At 39.8% G+C, this 14566-nt stretch carries 6 protein-coding genes and 1 pseudogene; 3 read left to right on the forward strand and 4 right to left on the reverse strand.

Translation table 11 applies throughout. The features are described 5' to 3' along the window. The 3 genes from QUB30_RS31460 to QUB30_RS31470 form a co-directional block, all read right to left on the reverse strand. A partial coding sequence (locus tag QUB30_RS31460) for a protein kinase domain-containing protein (protein ID WP_333341926.1) occupies positions 1–1181 on the reverse strand: 1181 nt, incomplete at its 3' end. Positions 1182–1542: 361 nt separating this feature from the next. Beyond that, positions 1543–1692 carry a hypothetical protein gene (locus QUB30_RS31465; RefSeq protein ID WP_333341928.1) on the reverse strand — a complete coding sequence of 50 codons (150 nt, stop codon included), beginning with the start codon at positions 1690–1692 and terminating at the stop codon, positions 1543–1545. A gap of 72 nt (positions 1693–1764) precedes the next feature. Then, positions 1765–2415 carry a hypothetical protein gene (locus tag QUB30_RS31470; protein ID WP_333341930.1) on the reverse strand — a complete coding sequence of 217 codons (651 nt, stop codon included), beginning with the start codon at positions 2413–2415 and terminating at the stop codon, positions 1765–1767. 1702 nt (positions 2416–4117) lie between these two features. Between QUB30_RS31470 and QUB30_RS31475 the strand changes: the two genes are divergently transcribed. The 3 genes from QUB30_RS31475 (at position 4118) to QUB30_RS31485 (ending at position 13670) form a co-directional block, all read left to right on the forward strand. After that, complete coding sequence (locus tag QUB30_RS31475) at positions 4118–10045, forward strand: AAA family ATPase (protein ID WP_333341932.1); 5928 nt, start codon at positions 4118–4120, stop codon at positions 10043–10045. Further along, positions 10045–11589, forward strand: coding sequence for a response regulator (locus QUB30_RS31480; protein WP_333341934.1), 1545 nt, complete (start codon positions 10045–10047; stop codon positions 11587–11589). The genes QUB30_RS31475 and QUB30_RS31480 overlap by 1 nt, the downstream gene beginning before the upstream one ends. A 1499-nt stretch (positions 11590–13088) precedes the next feature. Continuing rightward, positions 13089–13670, forward strand: a complete 582-nt coding sequence (locus QUB30_RS31485) for a substrate-binding domain-containing protein (protein ID WP_333341937.1) — start codon at positions 13089–13091, stop codon at positions 13668–13670. Here QUB30_RS31485 and QUB30_RS31490 read toward each other — a convergent pair. Continuing rightward, a pseudogene (locus QUB30_RS31490) lies at positions 13569–14375 on the reverse strand (IS1 family transposase). The gene QUB30_RS31485 and the pseudogene QUB30_RS31490 sit on opposite strands and share 102 nt — an antisense overlap. Between the last annotated feature and the right edge of the window lie 191 nt (positions 14376–14566).

Here is a 14566-nt window from a genome sequence, read left to right on the forward strand (position 1 = left end):
TCACTGAGCAATTGTGTCATTAAATCGCGGAATGCTTGCACAAATGCCGAAAAGGGAATGTTGCGATTGAACTGGTCGAATTTGCCTTTAATGAAATAGCCGTGCTCTCGGACAATGGGTTTGTGAACTTCGTTGACTACAACGGTTTTTCCGATGCCGGAAAAGCCTGCCACTAGCATCATTTCGGTGCTGCCCGCACTGACTCGTTCAAAAGCCGCTAATAAATTATCAACTTCAGTTTCTCTGCCGTAGAGCTTTTCGGGGATGAGGAAACGGTCTGTAATATCCCGCGTTCCCAATGCAAACGTCTCAATGTTATCTGTTTTTTGTAATTGCTCCAGACAAATCTCTAAATCGTGCTTGAGTCCTAATGCAGTCTGATAGCGATTTTCTGCATTCTTCGCCATCAGTTTACTGACTATTTGGGATAAAATTAGGGGAACTGCTGGAGCGATTTCGTGGATCGGAATCGGCTGTTTAGCTAGATGACAATGCACTAACTCCATAGGGTCGTCTGACTCGAAGGGTAACTGTCTTGTCAACAATTCATAGAAGGTCACACCAACAGAATAAAAGTCACTACGATAGTCAATACCTCGATTCATTCTTCCTGTCTGTTCTGGGGAGAGATAAGCTAAGGTTCCTTCAAGGATGTTGGGATTATGGATTTCTTGGGTTTCTCTCTGCAGCAGAGAAGCAATACTGAAGTCAATGAGTTTAATTTGTTTGCTATCGGGATGAATCAGGAGATTGGCGGGTTTGATATCTTTATGAATAACTCGGTTTTGGTAGAGATAGTGGAGAATTTCTGCTAGTTGCAAAGCCTTCTTGAGAAAGTTTTCTAAAGCTCCAGATTTATCGGGTTGGTTTCGATCGGTTGCTGCCTTGAGATAAGTAGACAGAGAGACTCCTCCAAAGTCCTCCATTATCAAAGCATAGGCGTTTTTGTAGGGTGCTAAATCGAAGGGTTTAACAATACTGGGGAGGTTGAGATTTTTGGCAATGGTATATTGGTTGCGAAAATGCACCAATTCACTGAAGTTAGGGTATTCGTTCCGCAGCAGTTTGATGACGACTGGAGTGCGATCGCTCTCCCGAACACCGCGATATACTAGAGTGCGAGATCCTGCATACAGTTGTTCTGTTATGCGATACCCCGGCAGGTCAGTAATTGCATCCATTTTCCAGTCCTCTAAAAATTGGGATTACTATATTTATAGTTTACCTAGCAAACCAGGAAAATTCCGACGTTGCCTCTAATGTGCCTCAACTTGTCAGTCCACGTTGTGTATGAACGCTCGTCGCTAGTTGGATACTGAAGCCATCTTATTAATTACTTAGAACTTGTCTCCACTAGATCTGTACTTATCCATAAGTATGTTTATATGGCTCAGTCTGCACTTTTGCAGGATGTCAAAAAGTCTATTAAAACTAGATAACATACAACAGATATACGCGGAGATGGCGAAGTTGTAGTTGTTCCTTTTTCACGTGATATGAGATTTTAGGTAGTCCCTGCTTTTGAAAACACAGATTCGAGTTTTAGTTATTTCTTGTATCCTGCTGCTGTTGTAAAAAGTGCGATCGCTCTTCCATTTGACAGAGGGTACGGGTAACAAAAGCGCAATGCAGGGCATTGTACGTTACTGCCAATTGCATCACCTCTTTCTGCACTGTTTCCTGAAGTTTCAAAAAGTGCGATCGCCAAAAGTGCTGGGTTTATTAAGAATCCCTAAAAACAGATACAGTAAATACGGGACATTCTCATTGGTTGGGCAGAACACAGGGTAAGCCCTCATCATAAAATTTTTCACTCAAACTTTGATTGAAATAATACTGACACCAAAATTCTGCGACTTCTAACAACAAGGGGATAGATTCACCAACGATACCTGAACCAGAATGCAAGGTATAACGTGCTACATATTCTGCTGCTAGTTTGTAAGCCCAATAGGGAAAATCTGGTTCTACGAAACAGCGCAGCGCATACTCTAGCTTGAGTAAATCTCCACTGCGGACAAAGCGTACTGTTGTCCACCTGAAATTGCGGTAGTCCTCCCCTTGCAACCCATCAATTTCTTTGAATAAGTTTCTGAGAGATTGCCGGCTTTCGTAAGTGGGATTTTCTAAGTAACTTTGCATGAGCGTGATTGCTTCATTCACTAACTGTTTTTGCTGTTCCCATTCTTCACTGATGAAGTGTTCGGGACAAGTAGCCTGATTCATCTGCAGCTTTACTCGTTGAGCTATGTAAAGCGCAAACTTTTCGGCAGCAACTTCATCAACGCACAGACTTTTGATACTCGTCAGCCTGGTTATCGGTAGAGCAAATCGAGCTTTTTCAACATCTGAGGTTGCTTGAATCCATTTTTTGATTTTATTGGCAGTAGCACGTTGTTGGTTGTTTTGTTTCATTTTTAACTATAGGGTGTACAAGTTTTATCGTCTGTGTCAAGAGTGCATTATACAAAAAGCTATTCCCTCATGGGGCGATGGGGATTTTTGACGCTCGCCGTCAACGCAGCCTCGCCATTCGGGACAGCGATCGCCTATGAACCCAACTTACCCAGTCGGCGCGGCTGACTGTAGAGTTTTCGGCGGGCGATCGCTCTCAACTTTGGCTCATGTTGTTACTCTTTCAACCGCAAAAACTCCCTGTTGGTGAATAGAAACAGTCAGGCCGTGAATCTAAGTTAAAGAGGTGAGGTAAGGTTATTTGCAGGTTGTGTTCGATGGTAGGAATATAACCCTACCAAGCTTCGGATATAGCATCAAAATAAAAATGGTCGCCCCAAATGGCATCGCATTTTTGGCATCCAAACGACATACAGCGGTTCCCGCTGTTATGCAGTACAATAAATAAAAATAAAATATCATTTGCTAGGCAAAGCTAATGAAAGCATATTCCCTAGCTCTCCGAGAAAAAATAGTGACTGCACCTTTGGCAGAAAAGATGTCAATTACAAAAGTAGCCACCAGATTTTATGAAGCGTAAAAGTCTCGTCTCCAAATAGGATCGAGCAACAACAAGCCGATGGAAGTTTCGAGCCGAAACATAGAGGCAAACCGCAATTCAGTGCTCTAAAAAATGCAGAAGCAGAAGTAAAAGCACTGGTAGCCGATCGTCAAGATGCTACCTAGGTGGAGTTATATGAATTATTTGCACAGAAGACAGAAAATTGGGTGAGTATGACGACAATGTATGGCTGTTTTCAGAAATTATAACTACATCCATTCATAACACAATTATTTTTCACAAAGTGCTGCGATTAATAACCCTAAATAATTAATTAATCTGGATTATTCATATTTTTTTACAGTTTTTATGTACTCAATTATGACCAATATCTGTAGTAGTTATTAAAAAAATCCCACCATAAAATAGCATTAATTGTGCGAAGGATTGAACCTATCGATGCGAGTGTTATTTGTTGATCCCCATACTATCCCGATTTTTCTACCCCCTGAAATTTTGGCATCACAATTCAAATCTTTTTTCCGGCGTTTTCCTGCAACTACTATGTCCAGGATTGATACAATAATTGCACTTGCCCTTAACTTAATGAATTCTTAACATTTAAGAAATTGAGAAAGCTAATTGCTGCTATTGTATCTTATAACAGCCGAAATTGCCTGCGCACCTTACTACTACAAAGAGTGAAAAAAAGGATGTCTTGCATCAGTGCTAGATCTATAATTTTACTGTTTATAAATAAATACTTAAAACTTTAATATAACCGGACAAACTTAATAGATTTATCCCCGATTAGATCGACTTATTACTCCTGGTAAGTTGATCATACAAAGTTGAAATTATCAATAATTATGAAAAGCGATATAGTTTGCATTGAATCAAGTTACATCGTCCAATCTTATGAGCTGGTTTAGCCACTGCTTTTATTGTACCTAATCTTTATGAGAAAGCCTATAAATGTTTCTACGGTATAATTATTAGTTTTTTTTATATTTAGATTTGTTAAACTTCAAAAAATATTTAAAAAGCTTAGATTATACTTATTTATAGTGCATTAAAGATTTTTTTAAGTCTGCCACAAATATCAGTATACCTACTTAGATACAGCCTGCTCTTCAATTTATAATCAGTGAAATTACACACATGATCCCTAGCTTTTTCGGTTACAACCTAAGCGAAGCTATTTACGAAAGTGTCAATACTATTATTTATCGCGGCACAAAAGACATTGATAGAACCTCAGCAATTATCAAAACCTTCAAAGCTGAGCATCCTACAATCGAAGAAATTTCCCGCTTAAGACACGAACATACAATCCTCAGACATTTAGACAGTGAAGGAATAGTTAGGCCCATAGGCTTAGAAAACTACCATAACGGCTTAGCGCTGATTGTAGAAAATTTTAGCGGTCAATCTTTAAAAGATTTTCTCAAAAATCAATCCTTGGCTATAAACGCATTTCTCAAAATCGGCATTCAGTTAGCAAACACTCTGGGAGAGATCCATCATAGTAATGTGATCCATAAAGATATTAAGCCCCAAAATATCCTAATTAACCCAGAGACAAAGGAAGTAAAAATCATTGATTTTAGCATTGCTTCTCTCTTAGAGCGAGAAAATCAAACCGTCACAAATCCCAACTTATTAGAAGGAACTCTCGCTTATATGTCGCCGGAACAAACCGGCAGAATGAACCGATCGGTGGACTACCGCACCGACTTTTACTCCCTCGGTATTACATTTTATGAAATGCTGACGGGTAAGCTACCTTTTTCCGCAAAAGACCCCCTAGAATTCGTTCATTGCCATATCGCTAAAGCACCAATAGAACCTAAAAAGCTGAATCCCGAAATCCCGGATGCAGTTTCTGAAATTGTAATGAAATTATTATCTAAAACCGCTGAAGATAGATATCAAAGCGCTTTTGGACTAAAAGTTGACTTAGAAACCTGCCAGCAGATGCTTTCTTCAGGAGAGATTTCCCACTTTATTATAGGTCAACTAGATTCCTACAGCCAATTTCTGATTCCGCAAAAACTCTATGGACGGGAAATAGAAGTTGCTAGTTTGTTAGAAGCCTTCGCTCGCGTCAGTGGTGGGACAACGGAAATGATGCTAGTTTCCGGTTATTCAGGTATTGGCAAATCTTCCTTAGTTAATGAAGTTGATAAACCAATAGTGGCAGCGAGAGGGTATTTTATTGGCGGTAAATTTGACCAATTTAAACGCAATATTCCTTATGCTGCTCTAATTCAAGCATTTCAAGGATTGATGCGGCAACTGCTCACGGAAAATTCGGCTCAAATAGCAAGTTGGAAAGCTAAAATTCTCGAAGCACTTGGTGGCAATGGGTCAATTATTATTGAGGTTATTCCCGAAGTAGAAAAGATTATTGATCCACAGCCTGCGGTTCCGACTTTGGGACCCACGGAATCTCAAAACCGATTTAATCGAGTGTTTCAAAAATTTATACAGGTGTTTAGTAAAGCCGAACATCCCTTAGTGATATTTTTGGATGACTTGCAGTGGGCAGATTCAGCTTCGCTTAAGCTTATTCAGCTAATAATGACCGATCCAGATAGTAAATATCTGCTATTAATTGGGGCTTATCGGAATAATGAAGTCAGTGCCACTCATCCCTTAATTTATACTTTAGAGCAAATTGAAAATACCAGGGCGATAGTAAATAATATTATCCTCCAACCTTTGGATATATCTCATGTTAACCAATTAGTGAGCGAAACCCTTCGCAGTCAAATTTCCCAAGTTTTGACCCTGGCTGAGTTAGTTTTTCAGAAAACCCAGGGGAATCCCTTCTTCTTAACTCAACTGCTCAAATCCCTTTATCAAGACAAACTCCTCTCCTTTGATTTCGATCGAGTTTGCTGGCAGTGGGATATACAACTGCTTCAAGGCATTGATCTCAGCGATAATGTCGTCGAATTGATGGTCAGCCAAATTCAAAAGCTATCGTCCCCGACGCAGAATGTCTTAAAATTAGCTGCCTGTATAGGAGATAAATTTAGTTTAGAAGTTTTGGCAATTGCTAATAAAAAATCTCAGTCAGAGACGGCAAGGGATTTATGGGAAGCGCTACAAGCTGGTTTCGTTCTGCCACTAAATAATTTCTACAAAATCCCCCTGCTATTTGACTCGGAAATATCTACAGAAAACTCAACGGATCAGTTTAATGTTACCTACAAGTTTTTGCATGACCGAGTGCAACAGGCGTCTTATTCTCTGATACCCGACGAGCAGAAAAAAGAAACTCACCGAAAAATTGGTCAGCTACTGCTGAATTCCACAACGCCTGAAGAACGAAAAGAAAATATCTTTGCACTGGTTAACCAACTAAATTATGGAACGGATTTAATCACTTTAGAGGTGGAAAGATATGAGTTGGCAGAACTGAATCTGATCGCCGGACAGAAAGCTAAAGCTGCCACAGCTTATGAGTCGGCTGTCAAATATTTGAATGTGGGTTTAGGACTACTCCCCGATAATAGCTGGGAGAGTCAATATGAGCTGACGTTTAACCTCCATCTGGAAGCAGCAGAAACTGAATATATAAACACTAATTATGAGCGAGCGCAACAGTTATCTGAGACTACCCTGAAACAATCGAAAACCCTTCTGGAAAAAGGCAAAGTCTACGAACTTATAATTCAATTAGAGATGTCTCAAAATCGGAGAATATCAGCTATAGATAATGGACTCGCCGTTCTGGAAATGTTCGGAATTAGCTTAGAGCCAGAACCACCTCAAGAACTGATAGTTGATAATTTAGCTAACTTGCCGACAATGACAGCTCCCGATAAACTCGCAGCTATGCGAATATTAAATCTTATTATAACACCAGCTTTTATTGTAAATCCTGCGATGTTTCCGCAAATTCTTTATACAAAAATAGCCTTGTCTATTAAGTATGGAAATTCGCCTGAGTCTGCTTTTGCTTATCTTTGGTATGGAGTGTTACTCTGTGGAGGATTAGGAGACATAGATTCTGGATATCGATTTGGCAAATTAGCTATTTTTTTACTAGAACAATTTAACGCACTTACCCTTAAATCCAAAATAATTTGTATATTTAATTGTCTGGCAAGGTTTTGGAAAGATCCGCTTAAGGCAACCCTAGAATCTTTGGTTGAGGCAATTCAAAGTGGTATAGAAACTGGAGATATAGAATATGCTTGTCACAGTATAGCAAATTATTGCAATCACTTACTTTTTAGCGGGGGAGAGCTACAAAAACTTGAGCAAGAACAGGCAAAATATGTTTGTATGACCATTCAGCTCAAACAAGAATATGATACTTTATTCGTTAAAGTTCACCAGCAAATAGTTGACAATTTACTGGGCAAAAGCTCAGACAAATACCATTTACTAGGTGCAAGCTTTAATGAAGAAGAACTACTGCCAGGAATTATAGCTTCTAATAATGGGACTTTGCTCTATGCCTATTATGCCGGCAAAATGATGCTATCTTATTTATTTAAAGAGTTTAATCAAACAGTGAAGATTGCTCATTTAGCATTAAAATACGCCAGCATGGGTGCTGGATTAATCCACATGAGTATCGACAACTTTTACCATTCTCTTTCCCTCCTAGCACTGTATCCAAAAGCCTCGCCAAAAGAGAAAGAAAAATATCTAAACGTAGTAGCAGTTAATCAAGAAAAAATGAAGACTTGGGCGTTCCACGCGCCGTGCAATTTTCAGCACAAGTATGACTTAGTAGAAGCAGAAAAAGCGCGGATTTTGGGACAACCTTTAGAAGCCAGCGATTATTACGATCGCGCCATAGCCGGAGCCAAAGAACAGGGATATATTCAAGAAGAAGCATTAGCTAACGAACTGGCCGCAGAGTTTTATTTTTCCGGCGCTAAAGATAAAATTGCTCGGATTTATTTAACCGATGCTTACTACGGATATAGTCGCTGGGGAGCTAAAGCTATAGTCAAAGATTTGGAAGCCAGATATCCTCAAATATTTTCCCGGATAGCCAAGCCAGAAACTCAACGTAGCCAGGTCACAATGAACACTACCTCGACGAGTGGAGGGAGTGCAGGATCTCTAGATTTAGCGACTGTCATCAAAGCCTCTCAAGCTCTCTCTGGCGAAATTGTGTTGACTAATTTGTTAGCAAAATTGATGAAAATTGCGATCGAGAATGCGGGTGCTCAAAGTGGCATTTTCATTTTAGAAAAAGCTGGAAATCTACTAATTGAAGCCTATGGAACTGTAGATAGCGATGTAGAATTTCTGCAAACAATACCAGTGGAAAACAGCCAGCAACTACCCATATCTTTGATTAACTATGTTGCCAGAACTAAGGAAAATGTTGTATTAAACGATGCGAGTTGTGAGGGAACCTTCACGGCGGATACTTATATCGTCAACCAAAAACCCAAGTCAGTATTATGTACTCCCATCGTCCATCAAGGAAAACTTACTGGCATTCTTTACTTAGAAAATAATCTCACAACGGGTGCTTTTACTCCCGACCGTTTAGAAGTTTTACAAGTTTTATCTTCTCAAGCAGCTATTTCAATTGAAAATGCCCGTCTCTATAACGATTTGGCAGCAGCCAACGCTACTTTAGAAGCGAAGGTGGCAGAAAGAACGCAACAGTTACAAGAAAAAAATATCCATTTACAAAAAGCAGAAGAATTAGCGAAAGCCGCCAACTCTGCCAAGAGTGAGTTTCTTGCTAATATGAGCCACGAACTCCGAACGCCGCTCAACGGCATTTTAGGTTACACCCAAATTCTCAAACGACAAAAAAACTTGGCTGACCAGCAAAAAGATGGTCTGAACGTGATTAGTCAGTGCGGCGAACACCTCTTAACCTTAATTAACGATATTTTAGATCTCTCCAAAATCGAAGCCCGAAAAATGGAAATCCACTTGAGTAATTTCCATTTCTCACAATTTTTGGAAGGCATCGCTGAAATTTGCAATATTCGGGCAGAACAAAAAGGAATCTCCCTGATTTACGAGCCAATTACCAAACTACCTCTTGCTGTCGAGGGTGATGAAAAACGATTGCGGCAAGTTTTAATTAACTTACTCGGCAATGCGATTAAGTTTACCGAAAAAGGCGGAGTGGCATTCAAAGTAGGATATCAGGATGGCAAGATTCGGTTTCAAGTGGAAGATACCGGAGTGGGTATGGCACCAGAGCAATTGCAAGACATATTTTTGCCTTTTCACCAAGTAGGAGAGGCCAACCGCAAAGTTGAAGGAACAGGATTAGGACTGGCAATTAGCCGCCAATTAGTCCAGATGATGGGCGGTGAAATAAAGGTGAATAGTACATTAGGACAAGGGAGCGTTTTCTGCTTCGATTTAGATTTGCCAGAGGTATCGGAATGGGCGACTAATGCAGCCAAAGCCAATGCCCACACAATCGTTGGTTTCAAAGGCCGAAAGCGAAAAATTCTCATAGCTGACGACAAGTGGCAGAATCGTTCGATCATCGCGGGAATGCTTCAGCCGTTAGGATTTGAAATTCTGGAAGCAACGGAGGGTCATGACTGTTTAAACAAGGTGGAGGAGTTTAAACCCGACTGTATCTTAATGGACTTGATGATGCCAGTAATGAGCGGTTTAGAAGCGACCCGCCGGATTCGGAAATCACCAGCTCAGACTAATTTAGTGGTGATTGCTACTTCTGCCAGCGTTTTTGATTTCGATCGACAACAAAGCGCCGAGGTAGGTTGCAATGATTTTATTCCTAAACCCATACGAATAGAGGAGCTTTTAGAAAAACTATGTACTCATTTAGGGTTAGAATGGATTTATGAAGAAACTTTGGAAGAAATTAGGAAACCAGCAGAAGAAAAAAAATCTCTAAGTTCTGAAATTGTAGCTCCGCCCGATGAGGAAATCGCCGTTTTATTCAATCTAGCGATGATGGGCGATCTTCGAGCCATTGGGGAGCAAGCTACAAAGTTAGAACAACTCAATGAGCAATGGGGGCCCTTTGCTACCCATCTACGCCAGTTAGTGAAAGGATTTGAAGAACAACAAATCTTGGAGTTTATTAAGAAATATAGGACTGCAAAATAATGAATAACCAACTTCCCGAACAAAGCACTATTTTAATCGTAGATGACACCCCGACTAATTTAGGTGTTCTGTTCGATTTTTTGGCGGATTTTGGCTTCAAAGTATTGGTAGCTAGGGATGGTCAAAGTGCTCTCCAGAAGGTTGAATATGCCGCGCCAGATCTGATCCTGTTGGATGTGCTCATGCCCGGAATTGATGGGTTTGAAACTTGTCGCCGTTTGAAAGCCAATGATTTAACGAGAGACATTCCCGTAATTTTTATGACGGCTCTTGCTGATACGGTGGATAAGGTTAAAGGTTTGAGTCTTGGTGCGGTTGATTATATCACTAAGCCTCTTCAGCACGAAGAGGTTTTAGCTCGCGTTAATGTCCACATGAAGATCCGCAACCTGTCGAAGAAACTCTTAGAGAAAAATGTGTGCTTGCAAGCAGAAATCGAACAGCGTGTCAAAGCGGAATCCTCGCTCTTGAAGCTGACATCGGAGTTGGAAAGGCGAGTTGAGGAAAGGACGGCTGAACTTTTCCGATCCAATCAATTGCTCAAACAGGAGATTCAAGAGCGTCTGCAAGCAGAGGCGGGATTGCAACAATCGGAAGCTCAATTACGAACCCAAGCTCAATGCTTAGAAAAAGCTTTTCGCGAATTGCAATTGACCCAGACTAAACTTGTGCAAAGCGAAAAAATGTCTTCTCTAGGTCAGCTTGTGGCAGGTGTAGCTCATGAAATCAATAATCCCGTTAATTTTATTTTTGGGAATCTTTCTTACGCCCATGACTATACCAAAAGTCTGATTGAACTTGTGAATCTTTATCAGCAGGAATTCCCCGTTTCGGGAGCAAAAATAGAAAATAAAATAGACGAGATAGAATTGGAGTTTTTGGTTGAAGACTTGCCCAAACTGCTGACTTCAATGAAGGTAGGTGTAGACCGTATTCGCGAAATTATTCAGTCGCTGCGAATCTTCTCGCGCTTAGATGAATCTGAGATGAAACCAGTGGATATTCACCAGGGTATTGATAGCACTCTGTTAATTTTGCATAACCGCCTTAAAGGAAGGGGCGATCGACCTCCGATTGAGGTGGTCAGAGAGTTCGGCAATCTGCCTCTGGTAGAGTGTTATGCTGGTCAGCTTAACCAGGTGTTTATGAATCTTGTCGCTAATGCTATTGATGCCCTAGACGATTACAATGCGACGCGACCGTTAAGTGAAATTAAAGCCAATCCGTCTAAGATTGTCATTCGCACTGAAGTTACCGAAAGTAATCGGGTAGTAATCCAGATTAATGATAACGGGTCGGGGATGACAGAAGATATCAGCACACACCTATTTGAGCCATTTTTTACTACTAAACCTTTAGGAAAAGGTATCGGTATTGGGTTGTCAATTTCCCATCAGATTGTAGTGGAGAAACACGGTGGGCAACTCAATTGTATTTCAGCCCCTAATCACGGGGCAAAGTTTATTATTGATATTCCAATTAACCAGCAATTATTTGCTAGCAATTTCATTACGATGTCTGAAACAGCCTTGAGAATTTCTTAGTGGATTTTAACTTAAGGGGGCTTAAACAAATTTTAAGCCCAAATAAATCCGAACTCGCTTTATACACAGTAAGTACGTCCATGTTTTCTTCCAGCTAGTGCAGAAATCTATAAAATATAGCTATTCTCAAACCTGACAAAGCATCAGTAAATGTGCCTAAATATAGGAAACCGCCATCACAATAACTCACGACTGCAATCAGGATTTTTTTGAGACCACATTCAATAGACATCTCCGAAAATTTCCAAACCATTGATGTGAAACGTTTGTGGTTGTTTGACTGCAGGTGTCAACAGCCACAAAGGGAACAAGCGATAAGACTTCAAAGATTAATCAATAAAAACAAGCCTATTTAATCAACTATTGTAATTCATTTTTTTAACTTAATTGCACTTTAAGTGAGCAGAACTATCGCACCTCTTCGCCACCTCACTAATCCACATACTGTCAAAATTACTTGTTCATAATTTTCCGATTTTACCCCCAATCTTTCTGCGACTACTCTGAAAAATTTTACGACTCTCATTATCTGCTCTACAACTGTTATTTTTTGAACCCGATCGCGATTTTCAGTTTTTTGCTAGGTAGTTAAATCTTTGTTTTGCGTTTTTTTATAAGGTGTCAATAGTGCCTATGATCCCACATAAGCTTGATCTGCGTGAAAGAGTTTACGATCTCTTAATTTCTTTTGTCGTTCGCGCCATATATTAATATCAGTAGTTTATCCACTTTTTCCTACCGCTACATCTACTATTTTTTTGCCCGACGGAAGGACGATTAGTTTATTTTTAAATGTATGTATTTTTTGCAATCCTCTCCTAACATTTTTTTTTGATAGTTTGTTGTCTTTTACGGGGTTACTCGTAGCTATCTACTATTAATTCCACTTGACTCAATATTTCTTTTACCCATAACCCTTCGCTTTCATTTTTTTTACTTGTTATAGGAGGGTCGATGATAATAATTATATTAAAACACCTAGCCAATAATGAAAAATATCATTAGCTGTTATTTATCTTAGATTAAATTGTACCCTAACATTTTAAATCTCGGCCATGGGTGCAAATTAACTAAGGTTAATAGAATTTCATCTGCAACTGTTAGCTTACGATGTCGGCAGCCTCCTACTTTAATAATTAGCGTTTTTTTTCGCTCTATTTATGGTTGTTGAGGGTTACAACCCTCGAATTGAGTAATTAAATCTATCATCAGTTGTTGGTATTTCATACCTAGCAACCTTTTAGTTTCAGAGGCATACTTGTCAATCAATATATTCTTTATAATTTACCGCAGTTAACCGTCAAAAACTTAATCTAATGTTAACCATAATTTAAAACTATCTTAGTGTTATTGCATCCATATATTAATAGTTAAAAGCTTAATCTAATATTAATCATAATTTAAAACGACCTTAGTGTTTTCTCTGTCTTTAGTTAGGAATTTTAGTCTATCCTATGTAGGATTCCCAAAGCCTGCTATCAATATTGAGGACGAAAATTATGACTTTCTTCACAACACGTTGGCGGCGTGCTTTTATAGTTACGCTAGCGGTAGCAGCATTTTCGCTCTCGTTGATTACTTCTGCTGTAGCTGCTGTTACACTAAACGGTTCGGGGGCAACTTTCCCTAAACCTCTTTACGATCGCTACTTCTCTCAGATGAGAAGTGCCAATCAAATTACTGTAAACTACGAAGGAACTGGCAGCGGTGCTGGTATCAAAGCATTAATTGCAGGGACTGTTGATTTCGCAGGCAGCGACGCGCTGATGACGGCGGCGCAAATAGCCGAAGTAAAGCGCGGCGTCATGGCGGTTCCGACTGCTGGCGGCGCTGTTGCAGTTGTCTACCACTTGCCCGGAGTGACCAATCTGAGGCTAAATAACGATGCCATGAAAGGCATCTTTGAAGGGAAGATTACTCGCTGGAACGATGCTAAAATAGCGGGAATTTCTGGACAATCTAAAAACGGCGTTGCTGAATCAGGGTATGAGACGAGAAAAAATGCGAGATTGGAGCCGAAAATGATTTCTTGGATTTTGATGGGGAATTGGAATATCTCCAAATTTCAGATAATGAATTAGTAATTTAATTGAATCTCCTAGCATTTGTGACGACTTAGAATAACAAAGAGTTTTTCTTTTTAGCCGAGCCAAGTAATGTCTGAGTCTTGTATTTTCACCCTCAACTCTTGTCATATAAGTTTTGCTAATAATTTGGTCTCCCTGCGGAACAAAAATTGGGTAAACTTTCGGGCCATCTGTCACATAAAAATAGCAGTTCCATTTACTAACAAGATCCCATAGTGGTTCAAAAGTTTTGGCGCTATGGTCGCCTAAAACCCATCCTAAAATACCTGGCTTAAAATGGTCTACTGCTGTCCACAGCCAGGTGCAAGTTTTTTTTTGAACCGACAAATGTTTGTAACTCATCTAATTCTCCCACTTCGGGATCTATTTCTCTTTGCGTAACAATCACCGCAAGAGTTCTCCAGCTTCTTTTACCCAATTAATAATTGTAGTATGATGCACATTTTTGACTCTTTCAATGGCTCGAAAACCCATGCCATTAACATACATTTTTAGACATTCGCGTTTCACTTCTTCCGAGTATCCTTTTTGATATTGATAATCATTTATAAATAGTCTTTTACATCTGACGCAAATATAATTCTGCTTGCCTTTTTTATGACCATTTTTATTGATATGAGTTGACTGACATTCCGGGCATTGCATAATATTCCTTTTAAATGTGTGTGATTTGTGACGCTCCGACGACCACTTCATCATACCCTAGTTCAGCAACGCCCATATTTAAATAATGAGATTAAAATGGGTAGGTATGCTTAGTTAAAAAGCGGGATGCTCCCGATGTGCCTCGACATCGTTAGGATAAAGGCTTATAGGTAGTAGTGCATAGTAATGGTTAAGACCGTAGGGAGGCATTGTAATGATGGACAAAGTACCAAACCGCACCGATG

The sequence above is a fragment of the Microcoleus sp. BROC3 genome, from assembly GCF_036702515.1.
Lineage (GTDB): Bacteria > Cyanobacteriota > Cyanobacteriia > Cyanobacteriales > Microcoleaceae > Microcoleus.